At 41.4% G+C, this 24,435-nt stretch carries 20 protein-coding genes; 11 read left to right on the top strand and 9 right to left on the bottom strand.

Going from position 1 to position 24,435, the window contains the following annotated elements; translation table 11 throughout:
• Nucleotides 1–46: 46 nt before the first annotated feature.
• Both UYC_RS0106315 and UYC_RS0106310 read left to right on the top strand, forming a co-directional pair.
• Entirely contained in the window at nucleotides 47–250 is a 204-nt protein-coding gene (locus UYC_RS0106315; protein WP_016874004.1) for a heavy-metal-associated domain-containing protein, read from the top strand.
• A gap of 938 nt (nucleotides 251–1,188) precedes the next feature.
• A complete protein-coding gene (locus UYC_RS0106310) occupies nucleotides 1,189–2,232 on the top strand; it encodes a diguanylate cyclase (RefSeq protein WP_016874005.1) in 1,044 nt (347 codons plus the stop codon).
• Here the strand turns inward: UYC_RS0106310 and UYC_RS0106305 are convergent.
• From UYC_RS0106305 to UYC_RS38805, 3 genes are all read right to left on the bottom strand, one after another.
• A complete protein-coding gene (locus UYC_RS0106305; protein WP_016874006.1) occupies nucleotides 2,201–2,899 on the bottom strand; it encodes a hypothetical protein in 699 nt (232 codons plus the stop codon). The two genes, UYC_RS0106310 and UYC_RS0106305, sit on opposite strands and share 32 nt — an antisense overlap.
• Before the next feature lie 136 nt (nucleotides 2,900–3,035).
• Nucleotides 3,036–3,689, bottom strand: coding sequence for a PAP/fibrillin family protein (locus UYC_RS0106300; RefSeq protein WP_026087409.1), 654 nt, complete (start codon nucleotides 3,687–3,689; stop codon nucleotides 3,036–3,038).
• A gap of 222 nt (nucleotides 3,690–3,911) precedes the next feature.
• Nucleotides 3,912–4,073: a hypothetical protein gene (locus tag UYC_RS38805; RefSeq protein ID WP_016874008.1), complete on the bottom strand. Its 162-nt coding sequence runs from the start codon at nucleotides 4,071–4,073 to the stop codon at nucleotides 3,912–3,914.
• 156 nt (nucleotides 4,074–4,229) lie between these two features.
• On the opposite strand from UYC_RS38805, the gene UYC_RS0106290 reads away from it, so the two are divergent.
• Nucleotides 4,230–4,766: an HNH endonuclease gene (locus UYC_RS0106290; RefSeq protein WP_016874009.1), complete on the top strand. Its 537-nt coding sequence runs from the start codon at nucleotides 4,230–4,232 to the stop codon at nucleotides 4,764–4,766.
• A gap of 369 nt (nucleotides 4,767–5,135) precedes the next feature.
• On the opposite strand, the gene UYC_RS0106285 is transcribed toward UYC_RS0106290, so the two are convergent.
• The gene (locus tag UYC_RS0106285; protein WP_016874010.1) at nucleotides 5,136–5,654 is read right to left on the bottom strand and encodes a hypothetical protein; all 519 of its coding nucleotides are present in this window, start codon (nucleotides 5,652–5,654) and stop codon (nucleotides 5,136–5,138) included.
• A gap of 211 nt (nucleotides 5,655–5,865) precedes the next feature.
• On the opposite strand from UYC_RS0106285, the gene UYC_RS0106280 reads away from it, so the two are divergent.
• Both UYC_RS0106280 and UYC_RS0106275 read left to right on the top strand, forming a co-directional pair.
• Nucleotides 5,866–6,744: a helix-turn-helix transcriptional regulator gene (locus tag UYC_RS0106280; RefSeq protein WP_235082917.1), complete on the top strand. Its 879-nt coding sequence runs from the start codon at nucleotides 5,866–5,868 to the stop codon at nucleotides 6,742–6,744.
• Between the two features lie 129 nt (nucleotides 6,745–6,873).
• Nucleotides 6,874–7,290, top strand: coding sequence for a nuclear transport factor 2 family protein (locus UYC_RS0106275; RefSeq protein ID WP_016874012.1), 417 nt, complete (start codon nucleotides 6,874–6,876; stop codon nucleotides 7,288–7,290).
• A 115-nt stretch (nucleotides 7,291–7,405) separates the two neighbouring features.
• Here UYC_RS0106275 and UYC_RS0106270 read toward each other — a convergent pair whose 3' ends face one another.
• Together UYC_RS0106270 and UYC_RS0106265 are read right to left on the bottom strand one after the other, a co-directional pair.
• Entirely contained in the window at nucleotides 7,406–10,132 is a 2,727-nt protein-coding gene (locus tag UYC_RS0106270) for a polynucleotide kinase-phosphatase (protein WP_016874013.1), read from the bottom strand.
• Nucleotides 10,133–10,402: 270 nt separating this feature from the next.
• Nucleotides 10,403–11,791, bottom strand: coding sequence for a 3' terminal RNA ribose 2'-O-methyltransferase Hen1 (locus UYC_RS0106265; protein ID WP_016874014.1), 1,389 nt, complete (start codon nucleotides 11,789–11,791; stop codon nucleotides 10,403–10,405).
• A gap of 418 nt (nucleotides 11,792–12,209) precedes the next feature.
• Here UYC_RS0106265 and fni point away from each other — a divergent pair, with 418 nt between their 5' ends.
• The 4 genes from fni to UYC_RS0106245 all read left to right on the top strand — a co-directional run bounded on the left by fni (nucleotide 12,210) and on the right by UYC_RS0106245 (nucleotide 17,181).
• Nucleotides 12,210–13,259, top strand: coding sequence for a type 2 isopentenyl-diphosphate Delta-isomerase (fni, locus tag UYC_RS0106260; protein WP_016874015.1), 1,050 nt, complete (start codon nucleotides 12,210–12,212; stop codon nucleotides 13,257–13,259).
• Between the two features lie 150 nt (nucleotides 13,260–13,409).
• Nucleotides 13,410–15,239, top strand: a complete 1,830-nt coding sequence (sppA, locus tag UYC_RS0106255) for a signal peptide peptidase SppA (protein ID WP_026087410.1) — start codon at nucleotides 13,410–13,412, stop codon at nucleotides 15,237–15,239.
• Nucleotides 15,240–15,469: 230 nt separating this feature from the next.
• Complete coding sequence (locus UYC_RS0106250) at nucleotides 15,470–15,709, top strand: hypothetical protein (protein ID WP_016874017.1); 240 nt, start codon at nucleotides 15,470–15,472, stop codon at nucleotides 15,707–15,709.
• Between the two features lie 518 nt (nucleotides 15,710–16,227).
• Nucleotides 16,228–17,181, top strand: a complete 954-nt coding sequence (locus UYC_RS0106245) for an RsmB/NOP family class I SAM-dependent RNA methyltransferase (protein ID WP_016874018.1) — start codon at nucleotides 16,228–16,230, stop codon at nucleotides 17,179–17,181.
• 21 nt (nucleotides 17,182–17,202) lie between these two features.
• Here the strand turns inward: UYC_RS0106245 and UYC_RS35365 are convergent, their stop codons facing one another.
• Both UYC_RS35365 and UYC_RS0106235 read right to left on the bottom strand, forming a co-directional pair.
• A complete protein-coding gene (locus UYC_RS35365; RefSeq protein ID WP_016874019.1) occupies nucleotides 17,203–20,067 on the bottom strand; it encodes a response regulator in 2,865 nt (954 codons plus the stop codon).
• Nucleotides 20,068–20,327: 260 nt separating this feature from the next.
• Nucleotides 20,328–20,528: a hypothetical protein gene (locus UYC_RS0106235; protein ID WP_016874020.1), complete on the bottom strand. Its 201-nt coding sequence runs from the start codon at nucleotides 20,526–20,528 to the stop codon at nucleotides 20,328–20,330.
• 523 nt (nucleotides 20,529–21,051) lie between these two features.
• Here UYC_RS0106235 and UYC_RS0106230 point away from each other — a divergent pair.
• Nucleotides 21,052–21,615 carry an SRPBCC family protein gene (locus UYC_RS0106230; RefSeq protein ID WP_026087411.1) on the top strand — a complete coding sequence of 188 codons (564 nt, stop codon included), beginning with the start codon at nucleotides 21,052–21,054 and terminating at the stop codon, nucleotides 21,613–21,615.
• 5 nt (nucleotides 21,616–21,620) lie between these two features.
• Nucleotides 21,621–22,196: a DUF924 family protein gene (locus tag UYC_RS0106225; RefSeq protein WP_016874022.1), complete on the top strand. Its 576-nt coding sequence runs from the start codon at nucleotides 21,621–21,623 to the stop codon at nucleotides 22,194–22,196.
• 200 nt (nucleotides 22,197–22,396) lie between these two features.
• Here UYC_RS0106225 and UYC_RS0106220 read toward each other — a convergent pair whose 3' ends face one another.
• Complete coding sequence (locus UYC_RS0106220; protein WP_016874023.1) at nucleotides 22,397–24,139, bottom strand: protein kinase domain-containing protein; 1,743 nt, start codon at nucleotides 24,137–24,139, stop codon at nucleotides 22,397–22,399.
• Nucleotides 24,140–24,435 lie beyond the last annotated feature (296 nt).

The raw sequence follows: 24,435 nt of genomic DNA, 5'->3' as shown, positions 1-24,435 counted from the left end.
GATAGATATTTGAGAATCATGGCAAATTTACATACCGAGGTCACTTATGGCATTAAAATTGAAAGTTCCAAATATAGCTTGTGAAGGTTGTGCTGAAACGATTACGGAATCTATCCACACTATGGAACCTGATGCAAAGGTTGAGGTGGACGTCCAAGCTAAAACTGTCACCGTAGAATCTACAGCTTCCGAAGAGTCAATCAAACAATCTATTGTTGCAGCTGGTTATGAGATAGAAGGCTATCAATAGATTCAATAGATACTGATTCACTGAAAGTTTATAACAAAGAACTCACAAACCAGTAATCAGTTATCAGTTGTCAGTTATCCTTCCCCCAACCCTATTTCCTAATTAATGTCTCTAATCCCTAACTAATTTTGAGTTCTGTGTTCTTTTATGAACCTGAAATAGTTTCTTAATTTTTTATTTGGGATCATTTTTTGACATTTTTGCTATTATGTAAATCTACTTAGTAATTCGGAGGACAAGACAGCTAATAGCTAGCTGTTATAAAGCTGTATTTGATTAGACTAATATTATTCACTTGTTTTTGTTTAAAAAGCAGGGCAACAATTCACTAAAATTTTATCAATTCCTAGTGAATTTCAGGATATTGTGGAAATATAGAGACTGTGATGATTAGTTTCCCAACAAAATATAAACTTAAGTATTGCAGGTTATAAATCACAAAAAAACACAAACTATTAATTATGTAGCCTTTGAAAAATATTAGTTTGTAACGGTTTTTACGGATGAAATAATACAATAATATATCATCCAAAGACCAAGCCCATAAAAACAGAAGAATTGTTTAACCTGTAAAATTTTTCTTTAAAAACCTCAGATTACTTAAAACAAGTTACTGGATAACAATTCTAGATAAAAAATTCCTGTAGATTACATAAGATTTCAGGTATACTTAGTCTTCTCTTGAAGATGATTCAGTATTGTTACTGTTTGAAATACAGCGGGTAACAGCAGAATTAGGTATCCTAAATTTCAACTTTGACCACTGTAGTAATAGTAAAGTTAGGAGAAGATGACTGTAGATGCAATAGCAAGGCAAGAAAATATGGGATACTGCTCCGATTTAAAAAATATAAGTATACATATTGACAGCAGCAAGCCTTAATAAGGTTTTACCAGGCTTATATCCTTGAAGTTGATATAGGGCAAAAAGCAAAGCCATGAAAATTTCTATTCTGGTCTTTGGAAGCAATAATTTTATCACTACACTTCCGGATCAGATCCGTGATGCAAGTGCCTGTAGCATAGAAGTTATCAATAATATCGATCAGGCTGTGTCTTACATTCAAATCACACCGCCCGATATTATTCTTGTGCAGGCGAGCAATAATGGCAGTCTAGAACTCTGCTGTTGGCTGAAAGAACAGACAAAACTATCTTGGATTTACTGTATTCTTTTAGAAGATCGTCCCCAGTTGCTTGCAAGTAAAAGTCAGTACGGCTTGGAGTGGGAGTTTGAGATCAATGCGATCGCACTCAGGCAAGGAGCTGATGCATATATTTGGCTAGTTCCAAAGGACGATACAGATCCAAATCTAGTAGATTTAACCGTCAATCAGCGTTTATTATCAGCGCAATTGACAGTAGGCTTGCGAAAAGCTCAGAAATACCGGGATCTGCTCCGCAAAAACGACTTTTTATCCACAATCGCCCTATCTGATGCGCTGACAGAGTTTAGCAATCGCCGTGCTTTAGATTGGGAATTGCCCAGGCAAATTCAAAAAGCTCGCAATCATCGGACTTCTCTAAGTTTAATTATTTTAGATGTCGATTATTTTAAAAAAGTTAATGATACCTACGGGCATTTAGTTGGCGATCGCCTTTTGCAGTTGTTATCCCAGCGACTGCGCCACAATCTGCGCGAGCGTGATATTCCTTTCCGCTATGGTGGGGAGGAATTTGTGATCCTGCTTGGTAACACAAGCTGCGAAGAAGCACTAGTCGTAGCCCATCGTCTTAATCGTATAGTTAGCGAGCATACCTTTGCGATCGACAATCAACTGTCAATCAACACCACTGTTAGTTTGGGAATATCATGTCTGCAAGCGGAAGATGATGCGAGCGGAATCAGTCTGCTAGAACGTGCTGATCGTTATTTGTTGCAAGCGAAAGCAGCCGGGCGTAATCGTGTCATGGGTTGCGAAAGCGAAAGCGAAAATATTATTTCTCAACCTATTTCGCATCTTCGGGTAGTTTCTTCTTAAGTTTGAGGGCAGCAATACACTCTGCCACAGAGGCACGTTGGCGCATGGCATTTACTAAAGCTTGATATGCCAACCAATTTTCTTGCAGGAGAGTTTTGGCTTGCAGGGCAAAAAAGCGCTGCTTTTGCTCGCAAACCGAGGCAGAACAGCCCATACTTCCTAAAACTCCAGCCAGCTTGCTTTTATCATCAGCCCCACCTTCAGCATTTTTGTATACCAAGGTTTCAGCAGCAATACCCGCCATCCAAACAGTGCAGTAGCGATCGAGCATTTGGGTGCTAATAGTTCCTCGTTCCAACTGGGATGCTAGCTCTTGATCATCAAAACTCACGCCTCCTTGCCCTGGTTGCTTTTGTTTCCAAGCTTCCCAAGCACTGAGAGTGTAACCGATAACGGGAATGTCTAAAAGATATGCAACCAGAAAGTGCCCAGCTTCGTGGTGGATAATGCGTTCTCGATGTGCAGGAGAAAATCCTGCTATCCAATCTAAAAATATGGTTCCACCCTTACCTTGCCAACCTAATGTATCAACAGTTGCTATTCCCAAAATAGTAAAGGTGGCGAGTGCTGGTACTGTGGGCGATAGGTGAAATAATGGCCCCAGCAGGCTGGAAAGGGTCATGAGAAAAACAGAGATGGCAATTAAATTTAGGGCAGTTTGACTCATGGCTGGTTACGGTAGTACAGCTTAATTTTTCTTAATTATTTATCTTTAATATAAAGCGATCGCACCAAGAATAGAACCGAATCTTCACGAGCGACTTTCCTTTGCTTGCCAAAGCCAGCTGAAGTGCGATCGCAGTTCAGATCGAGTTTGCATTATCAGGGAAATCATTGGATTTAGTAAGAATGAATAAACTTCCATCCCCTCCACGCCCAATTCTTAGGGTTTCATCCAAGTAAGTAATGTCAAGGGTGGCAACTCTACCAGTAGGATTATTAGCACTCGACACCTTGAATGGGTTGAATTGGGGAGTATTAATGCCAATAATCTTCTCAATCGATAGATAACGTTTGTCAAAATAGACATTAATGCGTTTGTTTGGTGGAGGCGATAAATCTTCTGTGGCAGGCTCAAAGCTAGCTGTCACTTTGACATATCCCGACACTAGCCCAAAAGAATGTTTAACTTTAGCTAAGTTGAAAAACAATTTATTTGCAGTATCAATCACTTGATAGACTTTACCCACTTTTAACCCCAACGGGAGGGAGGCTAAAGAACGGATTTCTCTTGCAGTGGAATATTGCAATTGCCACGCTCCCTCCAGCAAAGAAGTAGCATACAAAAGAGGACTAGGATGAGGATTAAAGCTTTCGAGTTCCCTTGTCAACTGCTCAATTTCTGTGACAGTAGTTTTATCTAGCTTCAAATTGGTAACAGGAGAGCCATCCCTGTTAATTTGGATCTCCTCAAGCTTCGCTTGTAATTTTTCCTTTAAGAAGAGTCGATTGTTCAAGGGTTGAATATTTTCCTTTTTATAGTGTATAGCTTTTATTAACCCCGATCTCGTTGCTTTGTGGGAGTTAACTTTATTTATTGTTAAGCTAAAAGGCATCTGAGCTTGAGTTTCCTCTCTTGAAAATTTGGATTTATGTCATACTCAATCGACGCTCAACTATTGTGAAACTGTGTGCTAGACAAATACATACTACATATGTAATATTAAAAATAGCCTCGATTACAAATAATACAAAGCTTCAATGATACGCAGATTTTCCTTAACCGTTACTAGCGCTTTTCGGCATTGCCAATCCCGCAGGGGATCGAGCAGAGCGATAGCACTCGAAGCGTTGGAGGGAATATATTGCTTGTTAGGCGATAAATCTACAAGTGTTGGCATTTTTGGAGCGATTTCCAGATGGCTAAATCCGGATTTTATCCACAGCGGGAGGTGCAAATGTCTCATAGTAACGACATAGGGCAAAAAGTATCAACTACCTAACCCCCGCTTCTTTTCACCAGAGGCAGGGGTTATTTTTTAGGAGTGAATTAACTTATGGAAGCTCAACCACCTTTTCAACGCTCGCACATACTACAAAATTCAGTGGTAGTGTTCTCGAAAAACTACTTACCATTGGCACGGATCAATATCAAACGAGCAATCGTTTTGTTAATTACAGGTCAGGCAGAATCCTTAAATTTTGGTAGTACAAAGCAATGGGAAGTCCGTTCTCCTAGTGTTGTACTACAAGTTCCCGAACATATTCGTCTCACGGTTAGCAATCCCGAACGGCATTGGAAAGTACCTCCTGTAAACCGACGTGAAGTGCTCAAACGCGATCGCTACACCTGTCAATACTGCGGTAGCACCAAGCATTTAACACTTGACCATGTAATTCCTCGCTCCAAGGGTGGACAGCATACCTGGGACAATGTGGTAACGGCGTGTGAGAGGTGTAATTCAACCAAGAGCGATCGCTTGCCGCATGAAGCGGGTATGTTACTGAAAGCCAAGCCTAAAGCGCCAATTCACCCAGCCGTTGCATTTGCCGAACAGTTCTGGAATGCACAAAACGTGGGTGAACATGAGTAATTGACTTCAACCCTAGTCACAGAGGGTAATACCGCGATTAAATAGCACTGCCCTCTCATTTCTGAAAAGAGTAGGGGAGCGATGTCTGACGAGAACCTGGTGCGCATAGCGACTTCTGCAAATAGCCGCTTTGCGTGTACGCGCACCACCTGAGGCGCTGGCTTAATTTTTTCAGTGTGATTGCGGTTATCGATAATTTGCGTCTCGTGAAAAGCTCTTAGCAAAAGCACAGGTGTTTTCCGTGCTTTACCTTCACCAAGTGATTAATTGATAATTCTGATTGGTGTACGCGATCGCACCATTATTCAAGCTGGCTCAAATTTACTCTGAACTTAAGCCTCAGACTCAAACAGAACATCCTAGATGATTTTAGTCTACATAGTCCGTTGTAATGTCAAGCTTTTCAGTATTACTTGAAGTAATTGGACGCTGACCGTCAATGTCGAGGGTATCCTCAACCTGATAACTACTTTTAGCAATCGGACGTTGACCGTCGATGTCGAGAGTATCTCTAATCTCTAAATCACTTGGGTCTATCGGACGCTGACCGTCTATAGCAAGCTTTTCACGATCCTGAAAATCGCTTTTGGCTATCGGACGCTGACCGTCTACGTCTATTGTTTCATTTAATTGAAAATTGCTCTTAGCAATTGGACGTTGACCATCTATATCGAGAGTCTCTTTAACCTCTAAATCACTTGGGTCTATCGGACGCTGACCATCGATATCAATCATGCTCGAAAATTTTTTTGGTTCTTGAGATGATGGCTTATCAATAATATTAGCTTCAGTACCTGTCGTATTTTGATCCGAATTACTTGCAGTACTATCAATATTGTCTATATTATCCATGCTCTTGCCTGTTCTTCCTTCTTCTAATTCGCTCATTAACCGATTAGGATACTTAAATGGAGACAAAAAAACCTCTGTCAGAGCATATAATGTGTTTCCAACTTGAGAGTGATTTGTTTATCAAAACACTCTTTTGGGGTGCAATAAGCTAATTCATTTTTCCAAAACAGACACCTCAATCACCATTTTTGGGGAAGGCATCTCTAGTGCTTGCTGCTAGAATCCTCTTAAAAAACTCAAAATAACTGTGACCGATCTTGCTCAAAACAAGTTACCTTTAATCCTTCCCCGATCGCCAATATTGGTGAGTGACGGATCGAGGTGGACAAACATTCACTTTGCCCACTTTCAGCAACCTCCCTGTGAAGTGCCGGAGCATATATCGCCTCGACATACCCTTTGTATGAATGTCGGCAAGCCTGTGCGACTGGAGCAAGCCGTTGATGGACAACGAAAGGCGGTTGATTCAATCCCAGGAGATTTGGCAATTTATCCTGCTTATCTGAGTCAACAGTTCCGTTGGGATAAAGAAGCTGAATTCTTCAATCTGTTTTTAGAACCGTCTTTTTTGACTCAGGTGGGTTATGACGTGTTTGGGAGCGATCGCTTAGAACTGATTCCCCATCTCGCGACTCTTGTTGATCCATTAGTGGAACAGATTGGCTTTGCGCTGAAAACATCGCTAGAGATTGATGGGGAAAACAGCAGTTTATATGCTGATGCGATCGCTTATGCACTGGTTGTCCATCTTTTAGCTCGATATTCAACTCATTCACGTCAAATTAAACCGATTCCAGGCGGTTTTACTCAAACACAATGGAAGCAAATTATTGATTTCATTAATGCAAACTTGGATAAAAACATTAACTTGGCTGAATTGGCAAAGATTGTGCAATTAAGTCCCTATCATTTTGCTCACTTGTTCAAGAAATCAACCAATACATCACCTCATCAATATGTAATCCGTTGCCGAATTGAACGAGCTAAACAACTGATGGTGATAGGAAATTTGTCGCTCGTGACAATTGCTCAGATGGTTGGTTTTGCCAGTCAAGGACATTTCACTTACCATTTCAAACGGCTTGTGGGAGTGACACCCAAAGTTTATTCGCAGCAAGAACGTTGAAAACGATCGCAAGAACGTTGAAGCAAAGCGGTCAAAGATTTCTGCATACTGAATATGTAATCGTTAAAGACTAGTCTGACGATTGTAAAACCCTGCTACAAACACTTTGCATGAAAGGAAGAAATTGCTATGTCACACGAGAATATCGAGACAACTCGTCGTTTGTTCAAAGCGGTTGAAGAACGTGATGTGGCTGGAGTGCTTGCTGCTTATGATCCTGAGATTGTCATCCGCGATGCTGCATCACTACCTTATGGTGGTGTTCATTACGGTCTCAAAGGCGCAAAACAACACATTGAAGGTGCAGCTCAAACCTGGAATCATCTCCAACCTGAAGTTGAAAGAAAGATGGATGCTGTCTTTCTCGATGCAGGCGAGTATGTCGTCGTTCTCTGGCGTCTGAAAGGCTTGGAAGCAAGTAGCGGCAGTAAACTTGATTTGCCAGCTGCAAGCGTTTATAAAATGCACGGCGGCAAAATTGTTGAATCCCAAATGTTTTACTCCGATACTGTTGCGATCGAGCAATTTCTAGCGAGCAAAACCTGAACCTGCGTCACTATCTTGCTTTTGCTTTCACCTTTGATTTAACTACCTTCCACCACAAGACTCATTTTTAGATTATTTTATCGGCGTTGCCGAACGAAGGCATATTTTGATTAGTTTACAACCTTGGATCTACAGGTTCACTCTCCAGCGCCAGAATACCAAAAACGCATTCATGTACGTGGCGTAGTGGTGCATGGGCAACAAAACGCTCCAATGCTTCAACACCCAAAGCAAACTCTCGCATTGCTAAGGAACGCTTCAGCGATAATCCCCGTTGACGCAGACGTTGTAAATTTTCAGGCAGATCGTATTCCGGCCCGTAAATGATACGCAGATATTCTTTTCCACGACATTTTACTGCAGGTTGTATAATACCTCGATTGCCCTTAATCATAAATTGCATCGGTTTAACTACCATACCTTCACCTCCCACTGCTGTTAGTTCTTTCCACCAATGCACACCCTCTGCTAGACTACTGGGATCTGACAAATCTATTACCTTGTGTGTCGTTGTTAACACTAACTCTGGATCGTGAAAAGCAATTTTTGCTACTTCTTGAATGTGCCAGCAATGCTCTTTATCGGTATGAACAGCGTTTTCTGTTGCTAAGATGTGGAAAGGCGCAAGCTTTAAGTGAGAAATATCACTTACTGACCAGCAGTACTGGCGATAGGCATTGACGTAGTGCTGTGCCATTTCAGATTTTTGTTGATAACTGCTTAGTTGTGTACTGACATCAACACCAAGGTAAGTGGCTTTTTCCAGTAATGTGACAGCATTATTGAGGGCAAGGCGTGAAGCAACTCCCACAGGAGCATATTGTTCTCGCAATAACCCTTGAGCTTTGGCTGACCAAGGCATGAGTTCGCAATCCAAACAAACCCAATCGGTATCAAATTTTTCCCAAAAGCCACTGCTAGAAAGGGCAGTATTTAAACGCGCTAAAAGTTGTGTTTCTAGAGTAGAGTTTTCAAAAAAATGCCGTCCTGTGCGGGTGTAGCAGATACCAATGCCCTCGTCATCAACACCAAAGCGTTTCTTGGCTGCTATCTCATCACGGCAAACTATGACTACTGCCCGCGAACCCATATGCTTTTCCTCACATACGACTTCCGTAATTCCTTGGTTTTGGTAGTAAGCAAAAGCTTGTTGAGGATGTTCCAAATATCCTGCTTCTTGGCAAGTTTCTACGGGAGACATAGTGGGCGGCAAGTAAATCAGCCATTTGGGGTTAGCGGCAAAACGGCTCATTACCTCTAGAGCAGCGATCGCATTTTCTTCTCGAATAGTAATACTATGCACTAAGCGAGTATTAACAATACGCCTACCCAGCACATCATCTATATTCAGCAAATCATCATGTTCTTGTTGGGCTGTCTTTTCTATGTCTGACTCCCCACTGCCAGTTGCTGTAATAGGCTTAACAGGTTGGCAATAAATTTGGGCAGCAGGTACGCTTACCAATTCTTTTTCTGGATAACGCAAGGCTGTAAGTTTGCCTCCAAAAACACAGCCTGTATCAATATCAATTGTGTTATTTAGCCACTCTGCTTCCGGCACGGGAGTGTGTCCGTAGACAACCATCGCCTCGCCTCTGTACTCTGCTGCCCAGTTGTAACGAACGGGTAAACCAAACTCGTCAATTTCGCCAGTACTTTCACCATACAGCGCAAATTCTCGCACCTGAGCCGAACCCCGTCCCTGATATTCCTGCTTCATTCCCGCATGGGCAACTACTAGACGCCCGCCATCAAGGACATAATGACTCACCAAAGAATCTAAAAACTCTTTCAATTGCTTTGAAAAATGTTCGCGCACCTCTTCTGGCAAAGCTGCAATTTCTGCCAAGGTTTGCTCTAAGCCATGATTTACCTTAACGTTTTTACCTCGTAATTTTCGCAGTAGTTTGTGTTCGTGGTTCCCAGGAACACAAAAAGCCGTTCCCGCTACTACCATATTTCGCACTAGCTTGACTGTATCAAGGATGCGCGGCCCTCTGTCTACTAAATCACCTAAGAAAATAGCTTTGCGCCCTTGGGGATGGTAATAGGTGGGGGCATCGTTCCAGAGAGAGGGAGTGGGGGCGGCAGAGGGGGGGAGTGGAAGCAAGGGAGCAGGGGAGCAGAGGAGCAGAGGAGCAGAATTCTTCTCCTTGTCCCCGTGTTCCCACCTCCCCGTGTCTTCTTTTCCCTGTCCCCTATCCCCTATCCCCTGTCCCCTATCTTTGACGTATCCTAATTTTCCCAGTAATTCTTCTAGCTCATTGCAACAGCCGTGAATATCACCAATGATATCAAAGGGGCCGTGTTCGTACTTGCGGTTATTCCAAAGAGGTTGACGCTCAATTTCTGCGGCGTCAATTTCTTCTGGAGACTTGAGGATGTAGACATAGCGAAAGCCTTCTCTTTCCAAGCCTCGTAGAGAACGGCGCAAAAATTGGGTATGACGGCGGACAACATGGGAACCAAACTGGCGATCGGGGCGTTGTTGATTGCGTTGGTGACAAAGTTCTTCTGGTAAATCAAAAGCGATCGCTACTGGGAAAAAATGGTACTGCCGTGCTAGCTGAATAAATTCTTTGCGATCCTCTGGGTGGACATTTGTCGCATCAACTACCGTTAGTTTCCCTACTGCTAAACGTTTGGCAGTAATGTAACGCAGCACTTCAAAAGCATCTTTGCTAGCAGACTGATTATTCTCATCATCAGATACTAATCCCCGACAAAAGTCTGAAGAGAGTACCTCAAAGCTTTGAAATTTTTTGCGAGCAAAAGTTGATTTTCCGGCACCAGAAGCGCCAATCAAGACAACTAAGGAAAGTTCAGGAATTGTTAATTTCATTGTTAGTGAGTGGTTAGTAGTTAGTAGTTAGTGGGGGCGGGTTTTGTTGATAATATTGCCGTTCAAACTGATAATTTGTCTTCTAAACCCGCCCGTACAGTGGTTAGTGGTTATTAGGGGCGGGTTTTGTTGATAATCTTGCCGTTCAAACCGATAATTTATCTTCTAAACCCGCCCGTACAGTAGTTAGTAAATGGTGTTAACTAATGACTAATGACAAATAACTCTGAATTCTGACAAAAATAATTGCTTCCATAGCCAATGACGAAATTAGGAATTACGGCTAAATACTCCCATCTGCGTTGGTGAACCGACTTCTGAGTCTTCGATTCCTACAGGTTGAAATTCCACTTTGTAGCCAAAGCGTTTTGCCACAGTGTTTGCCCAGGATTGGAATTCTTCTCGCGTCCACTCAAAGCGGTGATCTTTATGGCGCAATCTCCCGGCAGGTAAATTTTCAAATCTGACGTTATACTCAATATTCGGTGTAGTTAAAACTATGGTTTTTGGTTGAGCCACCTCAAATAAAACTCGCTCAAAAGCTTGAATACGCGACAAATCTAGGTGTTCAATTACCTCAATTACCGTAGCTGCATCGTAGCCTTTCAAACGTTTATCTTGGTAAGTGAGCGCACCTTGAATCAGTTGCAGGCGGTTCCAGCGATCGCGAGGTAAACGTAGGCGATCCAATCTTTCTTTTGCTATTTCTAAGGAGCGATAGGAAACGTCAACACCGAGAATTTGCTCAAAAAAACTGTCTTTTAATAAGATTTTTAGTAAATTGCCTTGAGCGCAGCCTAAATCAATCACCCGCTTGGCACCATGTTTTTTGAGGGCGGCAACTACAGCATTTAACCTTTGCTGATTGAGGCTGAGGGGTTTTTCTACCGCTGCTTCTTCTTGAGTATGTTGTTCTTCTACCCCATCTGGATCGAGATTTTCTTCCTCCATCAATTGAGCCAAAGCCGCACGCGTGAGATGACCTTGACGTTTTAGATAACGCTTGGTAATTTGTTCTCGTGCTGGATGCCCAGCTAACCAACCTTCACCATGACGTAGCAGTTTTTCTACCTCCTCATCACCCACCCAGTAGTGTTTTTCATCATCCAGTACTGGTATAAGTACGTAGAGATGGCTTAATAATTCTGAAAGTGGCAGAGTATGCTGCAATTCAACTGTATAATAATGGCTCTGTCCCCACTCTGGAAAATTTTCATCTAATAAATGACCTTGAGCACTGACTGAATAGCCCAAAGGTTCAAACAGTTGCCGCAAAAACTCTTCGCCTCCCCAACAGGGTAGAACAGGTAATCTTGCTACCAAGGGAATGGGAATTTGTGCTAGTTCTGGCTTGTCTTTGCAACGCCCTGCAAGAGCGGTACTGAATACTTGAGCAATTGCCACACTCAAAAATGAAGAAGCAACGTAAGGGCGATCGCTCACATATTGCCCAACAAAAGTACCCCGTCCCCGTACCAACTTCACTGCATCAACATCCAATAGGAGTGCCGCCGTACAGAGATGTGTACTTGCTTCAGAATAGAAAATATGTGCCTTTCCAAAGGAAAGGACAAAAGACTGACAGCGCTCTGGGTGTTTATGTAGTAGATAACCTAGATCTGTAGCAGGCTGGTGTGTAGTTGTAATGGTTAACAGCATTCACTTTCAAGAGGGTGAGCTTAAGAGGGTTCTGTGAATACTACTGTTGTCAAAACTAATATTACGCAAAAATTCTCATCCCAAATCTCATCTAAAATCTCATCTAAAATCTCATAATTATTTTTGGTGCTAGCGGCTATTGCTGTGCTTTTTTATGTGTTTTTAATTAAATAATATCGACCACAGATGGACACAGATAAACACCGATAAAATCAGTGTCTATCTGTGGTTGTAATTACCTTAGAACCTAATTTTTGCAAGAAATTTATGAAAATAAGCCATTAGCGATCGCAAAATTTCTGATTGCACAACGAATTAGAGATTACACGCTCACCAGTCTTCGTTATCTTTCCCACAGAATGGGCGCGACTAAGATGAGAAAATAGAAACTACAACACCTTTGTAGTATGAACCACCTGTGAACACCCAGACTAGCCCATTCGCTTCTACAGAAACTCGCAAAGCCGATCACATTCGCATCTGCCTTGAGGAAGACGTACAATTCCAGCAAACTACCAACGGATTAGAAGACTACCGTTTTACCCATTGTTGTTTACCAGAACTCAATCGCGACGAAATTGATATTAGTACTACTTTTTTGGGAAAGACACTAGGGGCACCACTGTTAATTTCTTCAATGACTGGAGGAACCCCGGAGGCTGGCATAATTAACCGTCGTCTGGCAGAAGTTGCCCAACACTACAGAATGGCTATGGGTGTTGGTTCCCAGCGCGTGGCGGTAGAAAAACCTCAAGTAGCTGATACTTTCGCTATGCGCAAGTATGCCCCCGGTGTACTTCTATTCGCCAATTTGGGTGCTGTCCAACTCAACTACGATTACGGTTTGGATGAATGTCTGCAAATCATTGACATTCTTGAGGCTGATGCTCTTATTTTGCACCTCAACCCACTACAAGAATGTATCCAACCTAGAGGCGATACAAATTTCCGAGGTTTGCTTGACAAAATAGCAATTTTATGCAGTAAGTTATCAGTGCCAGTGATTGCTAAAGAAGTTGGCAATGGCATATCAGCACCAATTGCACAAAAACTGATTGCTGCTGGAGTTCAGGCAATTGATGTGGCTGGGGCTGGTGGTACATCTTGGGCAAAGGTGGAAAGCGAACGAGCCGAAAATATGTTGCAGCGACGTTTGGGTACAACCTTTGCAGATTGGGGTTTACCAACCGCAGAGTGCTTAATGAGCATTCGTGCTGTGGCACCACAAATACCTTTGATTGCTTCCGGGGGGTTGCGTCATGGATTGGATGTGGCAAAAGCACTGGCACTGGGAGCAGATCTAGCTGGTTTAGCAATGCCGTTTTTGCAAGCGGCGGCTTCCTCAGAAGCTGCTGTTTACGACTTGGCACAAGTGTTAGTTGCTGAAATTACCACAGTACTCTTTTGTACTGGCAGCGCCAACTTGGAGCAGTTGAAGTGTTCAGGTAACTTACAGCGAATAAAATAAGTATAATGATTCGTCTTACTTTCCCTATTTTGAGTGTTGGGTAGGAGGAATTGGGAAATATTAAGAATACAAATGAAGTCATTAGTAAAATTGTTCCTTGCCGTAGGGAAAATCACTAATGACTAATGACTAATGACTAATAACAAAAATATGCAGAATTTTATCAAACAAACTTTTGCCAGCTTACTTGGCAGTATTTTAGGACTTTTTATTTTCTTTGGTCTTGGAACCACAGGGCTTCTAGTTTTGTTGTTTGCAGCTAGCAAAGATACAGGGCCAGAAGTTAAAAATAAGTCAGTGCTAGTTTTTGACTTATCAACGAAAATTACCGATACAAAGCCAAGCTCTGGCGAACTGCTGCAAAAAGCATTATCAGGAACAGAGGAGGAGCAGATGAGCCTCCGTGCAGTTCTAGATGCTTTAGAAAAGGCGCGACGCGATCGCCGCATTGTCGGTATCTACTTAGATGCTACTCGTAATTCTGCAACCAATAATGCAGGCTTTGCTACCTATAAAGAAATTCGTCAAGCACTAGAAAAATGCCGCGCTGCTGGTAAAAAGATAGTGGCTTATGGTGTGGGATGGGGAGAACGAGAATATTATCTCAGTTCTGTAGCCGATACAGTCGTGCTTAACCCCTTGGGAGCAATGGAAGTCAATGGTTTTAGTTCACAACCGATATTCTTGGCAGGAGCTTTAGAAAAATATGGTATCGGCGTACAAGTTGTGCGGGTAGGAAAATTCAAAGGAGCCGTTGAACCATTTGTACTCACAAAATTAAGTCCAGAAAACCGACAACAAACTCAGAAATTATTGGATGATGTCTGGGCAGAGTGGCGAAACGCAGTCGGAAGCAGTCGCAAAATTACCCCCGCCAAATTGCAAGCAATTACAGATAACCAAGCTTTCTTAGAGGCACAACAAGCCAAAACTAATGGTTTAGTTGATAAAGTCGGCTATTTTGATGAAGTGGTTGCCGATCTCAAACAGCTAACAGGTGCCGATAAAGACGAGAAAAGCTTCCGGCAAATTAGTCTCAGTCAATATGCGCAAATTAGCGATCGCTCCCTTGGTACAGAACGCAGTTCTAAAAATAAAATTGCTGTTGTCTACGCTGAAGGTGAGATAGTTGATGGTCAAGGGGATACAGGAGAAATCGGCGGCGATCGCTTTGCTAAAATTTTCCGCAAACTCAGACAAGAAAAGGATGTGAAGGCGGTTGTACTCAGAATTAACAGCCCTGGTGGTAGTGCGACAGCAGCTGAGGTGATGCAGCGAGAAGTACGCCTGACTCGCGAAGTAAAGCCAGTGGTAATATCAATGGGTGATATCGCTGCTTCTGGGGGTTATTGGATTGCTAGTGATTCCAATCGCATTTTTGCTGAACCAAATACAATCACAGGTTCCATTGGTGTATTTGGATTGCTTTTCAATGCCCAAAAGTTAGCTAACAACAACGGCATCGCTTGGGATAGTGTAAAAACTGGACGTTATGCTGATAGTCAAACAGTTTCTCGTCCTAAAACTAATCAAGAATTGGCACTTTACCAGCGCATGGTGAATCAAATTTATGATACATTTCTTGATAAAGTTGCCCAAGGTCGAAAAATTCCCCAAGCAAAGGTAGCTGAAATTGCTCAAGGACGAGTTTGGTCAGGTACAGCAGCAAAAAGCATCGGTTTAATTGATGAAATTGGTGGTTTGGATGCTGCTATTGCTTACGCTGCTAAACAAGCCAAGTTGGGAAAAGACTGGGAGTTACAAGAGTATCCTAGATTGAGTAGTTGGGGAGAACGCTTTTTTGGAGAGGTAACTGAAGAAGTTAAGACTGTTGTTGCCCTCAATAGAGAGCAACTCAAAACACCCGATTTGCTTACTGCTGAATTCCAAAAACTACAAGCGGAACTTGCGACTCTGCAAAATATGAACGATCCGCGAGGTGTGTATGCTCGTTTGCCCTTTAACTTAAGGATTGAGTAAATAGGGTATCTGTCTTGAAAATAAGTCAGAAGGCAGATGACAGAAGGGATAAAGATTTTCATCCTTTGATGTGGGCGTCTGTCTTGTAAATTTGGCTAAATTGAGTGGGTAATGCCCACTTTTTTTAGGCGATCGCTTTCTAATATAGGATCTTACTTGCTGACATCCCGCCAGCAGTTGTGTAAAGTAGTTGATGAATCTTTGCAGCCTAAAAATTTTAGCAACTATCTATGGATAGAAAAAACAAGCGCCTTTTATTACTTATTGTTTCCTGTAGTCTAGCTGGTGTAATTTTAGGAGGTACTACCAGTTGGGCAGAGAGCAACACCTGCTTACAAGCGAGTAAAGTTACGAATGAGTGCCTCACTCAAGACCCAATTACTAAAACTATACAAGGAATGAGTACCGGTTTATTGGCAGGGGCAGGGGCGGCTTTTGGTGTCGCATGGCAACACCGCCATAAAGATTAGTTTTTGGCAGGTAAACGATGGGCTTTAGAGGGTGAATTTAAATCATAAGTCATATCGCTTTCTAGCGTTTCTAGATAATTAATATTAATGGGGTTCGACAGATTACCTGTGCTGTAAATTCTCAATCAACCCTTCATGACGCCGCAGTTATCTCTCTCAAAGTAACTTGCGGCGAAAATTATCTTCATGCTACTCACAAATCCTCGTTGCCAAGTTCAACTTAGCCTCTCCTCGTAGCGGGCTTTCCTGCCCGCACCACAAGACAATTGATTGCATCGTTTTAGTCGTGTCACGCCACTACGGAATAACACACCCTTGTAGCTTATAAGGAGTAGTAGACCACAAATTGTAGGGTGGGCATTGCCCGTCAAAGCCTATTTAGTAAACCTTTTAAAGATTGGAGAGCAATGCCCACCTTAGAGAAAACCGCTGTAAGATTTATATATTATATAAAGCTACTTTGATTAAATTTTATTTCTCTTCTTTCTATTTTTATAGAAATATAACTAACCAACTTTATGGATGCACCTTCAAAATTATTACTGAAATTGGCTAAACGTTTATTTAATAACATAGATGAACAAGAAAAGTTTGTCGAAGCTTTAACTCATCCCAAACCTTTTCATCCCTGTATACTTTGGTGCCAAGAAAAACCAGAAGATTCTTCTTTTGGATTGGAAACAGCCCTACCTTGGCAACCACCCTTTATAGACCGTTTATTATTAGGAGAAAAACCCGGCCAAAGTATTCTACATCAACAAGGATATTTCTATTGTTTAGATTTTTCTTCGGTATTTGCAGCTTCAATATTATTAGAAATTACTCAACAAATCAAGGTAGTTTTTGATATGTGTGCTGCACCAGGAGGAAAAAGCATCTTTGCTTGGAATCTTTTAAAACCAGAGTTACTTATTAGTAACGAGGTAATTGGTAAACGTCTTGGAATGTTAATTTCTAATTTGAAACGTTGCCATATTAGCCCTTCTATAGTTGTTAGTAAAGATTCCAGCTTTTTTACAGAAAAAGTGCCATTATCTAGTGACTTAGTCATAGTAGATGCCCCTTGTAGTGGACAATCTTTGCTTGCTAAAGGTGAAAAAGTACCAGGATGCTTTCACCCTAGCGCTATTAATAAAAATGCGAATCGACAAAAAAGAATAATTGCAAACTCTGCTCAAATTGTGTCACCACAAGGCTATCTTGCTTATATGACTTGTACGTATTCACCAGAAGAAAACGAGGAAGTTTGTGAATGGCTATTAAAAAAATTTCCTCAATTTCAGGCGGTAGAGATTTCCCACTTAAAAGACTATCAGTCTCATTTAACGACAATGCCTTGTTATCGGATGTTTCCTCAAGATGGCTTAGGCGCAGGTGCTTTTACAGTGCTATTTAAAAATACAGAGGAGGGAGAGAAGAACCAAATAGATGCAGATTTTCTATCTGGAGTTTGGGTAAATGAAAAACACTGACTATCTTCTACTTATCCCCCACTAATTACATTCTGTATTCTGCATTCTGCATTTTTTAATATTTATATTTGTTAATTCTATAATTTTATTAAACTGGAAATTTTGAGCTAAATCTTTAAGCCAGTTTACTAATAGAGATTTTTCTGGAGGCAGTTGCTTAAGCAATTCTAAAATGAGGTCATCACTACACTGAGCTGCGGCTTGATGTACTTTTATCAACCATTCCGGCGACATTGTAGATAATAAAGCTACTAAATCTGCAGAAATTAAACTTTCTTCTGTATTTATTTGTTTTTCTTGTATGATTTGACAGTTTTCTGCTTGATAAAGATACTTTACTCCCAAATATTGATTCAATTTTTCTAGTATTATTTGTTCACGAAAAGGCTTGTTAATAAAATCAGTACAACCAGCCGATATCATTGCTTGTCGTTGTTCTTCAAATACATTTGCTGTCAAGGCAATAATCACAGTACGAGCACAAGATGCGGGGAATTCTCTCCCTCTCTCTCCCTCTCCCCCACTCCTCCTCTCCCTGGCTCTAATTTCTCTTGTTGCTTCATAGCCATCCATCACAGGCATCCGCATATCCATAAGAATCACGTGTGGTTGCCAAGATTCCCAAATACATACGGCTTCAGTACCATTTGCCGCTTCCCTTACAGCAAAACCAATATTTTTCAGTAATGTTACTAGTAATTTGCGGCTATCATTGGCATCATCAACTACTAAAATGCGATATTCAGATTGACCGGGTGCTAAACTATTAACTCGGTGGTGTGGGGTAGCAGTAGTCTGAATTTCGCTTGAGGAAGGAAGATTAACTTGAATATCAAAAGCAAATGTACTACCTACACCAACGGTACTGCTAACACTAATTTCACCGCCCATCAATTGTACATACTTGCGGCTAATGGCTAAACCCAGCCCAGTACCCTGTTGAGATTTTCTACCAATTTCGGTTTGCCCAAAAGCTTCAAAGAGCAGCTCAATTTCTTCTGGGGAAATACCATGCCCGGTGTCGATTACTTGGAAGTGCAAACAGACGGAATCAGGAGATTTTGGGGCTTGTTCGCAAAAGCCAGCCTCATGCTGAACCATAGTTCTGAAAGGAATTCCCGATCTACTAGGCGGCTGATGTAGACGCGGAGTTGCTTCCGCAGGTACGGCTTCTGAAAGTAATGGTTCTTCGACTGGTAGAGGCGCGTAGCGGGGCTTCTCTAAAAGTGGGTGATTTTGTGTGGGATGATGACTGGCATCAAGACATGAAGAGATGGAGAGTGATTTCTCCGTATCTTTTTTCTTATTGCCTATGTCTACTTTCAGCTTCACACTACCACTGTCTGTAAATTTAATGGCATTTCCCAAAAGATTAAGTAAGACTTGTCGTAGTTTACTAGAGTCGCTAATTATATGCCTGGGAATTTCGGGTGCATATTCAAACACCAGTTGTAAGTCTTTGGTGGCAGCACGAATATGTAACATTTGTTGGAGATTATCCAACAGGAGAATTAAATCAAAGCTACTAAGATTCAATGTGGTTCTGCCAGCTTCAATTTTGGACATTTCCAAAATGTCGTTGATTAAGTTGAGCAGATGTTCGCCAGCACGATTGATGATTGCCAAGTTATGCTGATTTTCATTAGATAGACTACTGTCACGGTTCATGACTTGAGTGAAGCCAAGGATGACATTTAGGGGGGTACGCAACTCATGGCTCATATTTGTTAGAAATTCGCTTTTGGCACGATTGGCAGCATCAGCAGCAACTAAAGCTTGCTGAAGTGCTTGTGATTGTCTTTGAGTCTGTGCTAGCAATTCTGCTTGTTGCAAAGCGACTCCCAAGTGATTGCCTATTTGTACGGCAATATTGATTTCTTCTTTTTTCCATGGGCGGGGAGTAGAATTTTGATAACTTGCCAGCAATCCCCAAAGTTGATTGCCGCAAAAGATGGGAACTTTAATATAAGCTTTGGCTTGAAACTCTTCTAAGAGATTAATGTAACAAGAATCTAACCCAGTTTTGTAAATGTCTGGTACACAAATAAAATCTCTGTTGCGCTTAGAAATCTCATTTTGGATTTCTTGCAAATATATATCCAGTATCGGATTCTTTGCACTGTTTGCAGTTTGTAGAAAGCTGTTTTCGTTTTGAAGAGTACTTTCTGTCAGATGAGGGTGATGATTGTTTTGCTCAATCAGCGACACCCAGCCATTCTCGACTGATTCGGCTACCAACTCACCACTCCAATCGGGATGAAAACGAAACACAACGACGCGATCACAATTGAGAACTTGCCGTAATTCTTGAGTGGTAGCAGTAAATATCGTTTCGAGATCTAATGTCTGGCGCATCCTCTGAATTACTTGGGCGATCGCTTGTTCTCGTTCTGTACTCTCTCGTAAAGTATCTTCAGCTAGTCTGCGTAGACGCGTAGCGGCGAAGGGATCGCAATCTTGATGAATCCACTTGCCGTGCTCTTTTACCTGCTTTTGAAGTCTTTTTAGTTTCAGCTGAGTTTCTACACGTACTATAACTTCTTCTGCTTGTAATGGTTCGGTCAAATAATCAACACCACCAGATTTGAAAATTTTTACTTTTTCTGTGGCTGTGTTTAAAACATTGAGAAAAATGATTGGAATATCCTGAGTTATCACATGAGATTTCAGTTGTTTGCAAATCTCATAACTATCTATTTCCGGTGTTATAATATCTAGCAAAATTAAATCAGGAAAACAATTAATTGCGGTAACTACCGCTATTTTTGTAGATTTTTCTACTTGTATTTTGTAACCTTGCTGGGTGATGATATTGGATAAAAATTGTATATTACTTGGATTATCGTCAATTAACAAGATTTTAGCCTGCTGAGTATCCCTTATCATATTAAATAATAAATAATATTTATTTATCCTAAAATTTTCACTCCAGAAACAACTTATTTTTCTTACTAAAGATATATAGACAAAACTAACACAGTGCAATAATTATTTTTTTATCAATCAATAGAGATATTTAATTGTTATACTAAATTCTCCAAAAGGCAGTTACAGATAATGACACGGTGAGCTACTTGCGGTAGTGAGGCAGCGTGCCCTTGCGCTTTGCCGCAGAAATATCAAGTGAACTTTTAAATATCTAGCGCTTAGAAACGCCACCAGGTTCTTTGCACGTAACTGAGAATAGCTAATGCGATCGCTAACACAAACAACAGCAAAATAATTCCTCCAGGGATAAAAGTGAGTATGCCAAAGCCCCTCAGTACCCAAACAGCGATGGCAATACCAAGAAAAAGACCAAAAGCCTGGGTTAATGTGCGATTTAATTTGGAAGAAGATTGACTCACGTAGTTTGCCTCTTTACTTAACAGCCTTTCGATTTGAGATATAGCAATCTTAGATCGACTAAGAGCGAACCGGAGCGTTGCTAAAAAGTGCAATCACGCTTAAAAGTAGTATAATCTAGCATTTATATCGTTTTGCGGAACTATCAAGCAAAAATAATGTATTTTCCATAAATGACTTGCGTTACTACAATGATTTCCGCTCCCATCGCCGCTTTGCGCCTTGCTCGTAGTTGAGGTTAGGGCGATTGATAAGCAGTATCTATCTATGACAAACTTGTTTCTGGTTATTAATATGGCAATATAACGATTTTTGCAAGCTTTAAAGTAATTTTACTGAAAAAGCGGTAGGAGATTATTTAATGTTAGTAAAAATTAGAACATAATTAGTTAGAAATATTTATTTCCGGAAATTTTGTCTATTGGACTGGAATTGAAATTGATGGAATACACTTAATCAATAAATTAAGTAGTTCCGAGTTGAAATTTCTGGAATGTGAGGTGTTGAGGAGTGACAGAAAACATGATATTTGCATCTGATATCTCAGACTCAGTTAACCCAGGTTCGCAAGTAGCTTGGAGTCAAGATGAGCAAAATAGAGTCTTACTAAAGGGCGAAATTTTGTTAGAAACGCGATCGCATACAGCTTGGGGTGGTGCTGTAACTGCTTGGATGTATGTGCCACTAGTGCGATCGCAAGTCTGGCAACAACTCACGGATTACCCCCGTTGGGTACAATATTTCCCTGATATTACCAAAAGCGAAGTGTTGCAAAGACGAGGCGAAGTCAAGCGTCTGTATCAAGCAGCACAAAAAGCCTTTTTGTTTTTTACTGCCCATGTAGAAATTTACCTAAACGTTGTAGAAGAACTGGGGCAGAAAATTCAATTTCGGTTAGAACAAGGCAGTTTTCACGATTTTAGTGCTGAATTGAAACTCTTGGATTGCGGTAGTGGGACTTTGCTTAGTTATGCCGTACAAGCTACCCCAAATATTCCTATCCCTTCAATTTTAATTCAACAAGCAATCAATTTTGAATTGCCAGCGAATATGCATAAAATGCGACAAGTTCTTTGTAGTGCTCAGTAAAAACAATGACACAGGCACAAGAAGTATTAGACTTTTGGTTTGGCAAGCCCGAACAGCCAGATTACGGAAAACCAAGAGATGTTTGGTTTACTAAAAAACCAGAGTTTGATGAACAAGTGCGAACCCAGTTTTTTAATTATTACCAAAAGGCGGCAGGAGGATACTTAGACGACTGGATGCAATTTCCCGATAGTTGTCTGGCATTAATATTGCTGTTGGATCAATTTCCCCGCAATATGTTTCGCGGTACTCCAGAAGCCTTTGCCACAGATTGGGAAGCGCTTTCTACGGCACAGCACGCTGTTGCTCATGGCTATGATCAAAAATTACTGCCAGTACAACGCTGGTTTATTTACTTCCCATTTGAACACAGCGAAAATCTTGAGCATCAACGTCAAGCAGTAAAACTATTTAAACAACTTAGTAGCGATCCTGATAGTGCTAGTTGTATTGACTACGCAATTCGTCACATGGAAATAATTGAGCGTTTTGGGCGCTTTCCCCATCGGAATGCGATTTTAGGAAGAAACTCTACATCAGAAGAAAAGGAGTTTTTGAAGCAACCTGGTTCGGGATTTTAGGAATTGGGGATTGGGGAGAGAACACGGGGACAAGAATACACGGAGACACGGGGAATAATTCTCCCCCACTCCCCCCTCTTTCTGTCCTCTTCCTAGCACGCCAGTCGCTACCAACGGATACGTCGTTACTCTACGAGAACGCTTTGCGAACGCGCCTACAAGGAGGGCAAAGCCGCCCAACGCGCTGGCTCCCCTAGTCCCTAGTCCCTAGTCCCTAGTCCCTTACTAATTGTTCTCTCACAACGCTGAATATCATCTCCGAAAACCCAACCTTGGGTGCCATCAGCAAGTTTTACTTGTACGAAATCTCCTCGTACTTTCATAAATAAAACTTTTTCACCGAGATTTAATTGTTTCATTGCGCCAATCTCTGTTTGTGGTTCAGAGCGTAATTTTGCCAATAACTTGCCGCCAGAAGGAGAAACAACACGGCACAATTGAGGTTGTTGGAGGATAAAATTCTGCTGTGATTTACTTTTGTTTAAATTGCCAGTATTCAGTAGAAATATACCAGCGATCGCACTAACTGCAACTGCTGTGCCCACCTTTAATCTGGGTTGTATTCTCTTGGGTGCAATCGAAGCTGGAACTACAATCGGACTCACTGAAGTTATTTTTCTACCACCATCTTCAGCCTTTTTAATTTGGGATATCCGTATAGTCTTAGGTGCAGGTTTTGCTGATGCAAGTGTAATCGCAAAGCACTTGGAATAATCTATTGGGGTATATCCACTCGGATACTGCTTGCAGCTTATTTCTCTCACCCTGAAATTCTGTTGTCCCAAACGCAGAGTGCTGCCAGATGCTAGAGGCATTTCCCCAGCCAAGAGCAGTTGTCCATCAATAATAGGAGGATTTTGCTGACGTAGGTTTCGTAAATAAAATCTCTGTTTTGGTGAATGAAAGAAGATTTCTACGTGCAGCCCAGATATTGTCGGATCTGGTAAAACTATATCGCACTGTTCGGGGTCGCGACCGATACGGATTTTGCCAGGATTTTTACTTTGTTGCTTCTCCAAAATCGTGCGATATTTTACCTGGCCATCTTCTACCCACTCTAAAGTTAACTGATGCAAACTACTTGTAGAAGACTCAATGCTTGTGATCGCACTATTGCTCGAATTACTCAACTCTCGTAGCGCTGTCAATACCTCGCTTGCTGTTTGATAACGCTCTTTGAAATGATAGCGCGTCATCTTCGCTAAAATAGCGGCGAATTCGGGGCTAACGGATGTCAAATCCTGCCAAAGTATTTCTCCTGTATTCGGATCGTCTTGCAATTCGTGGGGATATACCCCCGTTAACGCCTGAATACCCATCATCCCCAAAGCGTAAATATCACTGCTAGGACGTGGTAAACGCCGAATTTGCTCGGAGGGCATATAGCCGCGAGTGCCAACAATGATGGTTATATTTTGCCGCCCTGCCCCCATAGCGGTTTGGCTGCGCAGTTGTTTGATAGCTCCAAAGTCAATCAGAACTAATTTATTGTCTGATACACGCCTAATTAAATTATCAGGTTTGATGTCTCGATGAATTACCCCCTGAGCGTGAACAAATTCCAATATGCTCAACACTTCAATGAGCATTTCAATCGTCTGAGTTTCTGTCCATCTCTTTCCTAGAGGTAGTTCTCTACTCAGGGGATGTCCTTCGATAAATTCTTGTACCAAATAAAATTGTTGGTTTTCTTCAAAGTAAGCTAAAAGTCTTGGTATCTGGCTGTGATTGCCTAACTGTTGTAGGGTGTCGGCTTCTTTTTGAAATAGCCGTCTGGCAGTTTCCAAAGATTCCGGGTCTGTACTAGTAGTTTTAAGATGCTTGAGGACACAATTGGGTTTTCCTGGGAGGTGTATGTCCTCAACAATGTAAGTTTGACCAAAGCCCCCCTCACCCAATACTTCAAGAACTTTGTAATGTCCTGCTAGTAACTGACCAATCATAATTTGATGGTGATAGTGAAAAATTTACGGCAATTTTGCTTCCCCATTTAGTTATCTAGTATGTTTTATTCCTCCCATTTTTGTTCAAATATAACTTAAATTTATTGTAAAGGATGGGATAATTAAAAGTTTATTGCTTTGTCTTCCTTCTGTCATCCTATGGTTAAGGATTCTGTGGCGTTATCAGTAGACATAAATAAAAATCCCTGGTAAATCAATGAATAACAAATTCCACAACTGAGGGTTGCCACTTTGGCAATAAGCGTAGAATTTTATATACTAGGAGGTTATTTAAA

Source organism: Chlorogloeopsis fritschii PCC 6912, assembly GCF_000317285.1.
Classification (GTDB): Bacteria; Cyanobacteriota; Cyanobacteriia; order Cyanobacteriales; family Nostocaceae; genus Chlorogloeopsis; species Chlorogloeopsis fritschii.
Note: the sequence above shows the minus strand (reverse complement) of the source record. Positions and strands in the feature narration are given on the sequence as shown.

Excerpts from the sequence above, each read along its gene's own strand:
- UYC_RS0106315 (WP_016874004.1), top strand. The coding sequence starts at position 47 with ATGGCATTAAAATTGAAAGTTCCAAATATAGCTTGTGAAGGTTGTGCT.
- UYC_RS0106310 (WP_016874005.1), top strand. The coding sequence starts at position 1,189 with ATGAAAATTTCTATTCTGGTCTTTGGAAGCAATAATTTTATCACTACA.
- UYC_RS0106305 (WP_016874006.1), bottom strand. The coding sequence starts at position 2,899 with ATGAGTCAAACTGCCCTAAATTTAATTGCCATCTCTGTTTTTCTCATG.
- UYC_RS38805 (WP_016874008.1), bottom strand. The coding sequence starts at position 4,073 with ATGCCAACACTTGTAGATTTATCGCCTAACAAGCAATATATTCCCTCC.
- UYC_RS0106290 (WP_016874009.1), top strand. The coding sequence starts at position 4,230 with ATGGAAGCTCAACCACCTTTTCAACGCTCGCACATACTACAAAATTCA.
- UYC_RS0106285 (WP_016874010.1), bottom strand. The coding sequence starts at position 5,654 with ATGAGCGAATTAGAAGAAGGAAGAACAGGCAAGAGCATGGATAATATA.
- UYC_RS0106275 (WP_016874012.1), top strand. The coding sequence starts at position 6,874 with ATGTCACACGAGAATATCGAGACAACTCGTCGTTTGTTCAAAGCGGTT.
- UYC_RS0106270 (WP_016874013.1), bottom strand. The coding sequence starts at position 10,132 with ATGAAATTAACAATTCCTGAACTTTCCTTAGTTGTCTTGATTGGCGCT.
- UYC_RS0106265 (WP_016874014.1), bottom strand. The coding sequence starts at position 11,791 with ATGCTGTTAACCATTACAACTACACACCAGCCTGCTACAGATCTAGGT.
- sppA (WP_026087410.1), top strand. The coding sequence starts at position 13,410 with ATGCAGAATTTTATCAAACAAACTTTTGCCAGCTTACTTGGCAGTATT.
- UYC_RS0106250 (WP_016874017.1), top strand. The coding sequence starts at position 15,470 with ATGGATAGAAAAAACAAGCGCCTTTTATTACTTATTGTTTCCTGTAGT.
- UYC_RS0106245 (WP_016874018.1), top strand. The coding sequence starts at position 16,228 with ATGGATGCACCTTCAAAATTATTACTGAAATTGGCTAAACGTTTATTT.
- UYC_RS35365 (WP_016874019.1), bottom strand. The coding sequence starts at position 20,067 with ATGATAAGGGATACTCAGCAGGCTAAAATCTTGTTAATTGACGATAAT.
- UYC_RS0106225 (WP_016874022.1), top strand. The coding sequence starts at position 21,621 with ATGACACAGGCACAAGAAGTATTAGACTTTTGGTTTGGCAAGCCCGAA.
- UYC_RS0106220 (WP_016874023.1), bottom strand. The coding sequence starts at position 24,139 with ATGATTGGTCAGTTACTAGCAGGACATTACAAAGTTCTTGAAGTATTG.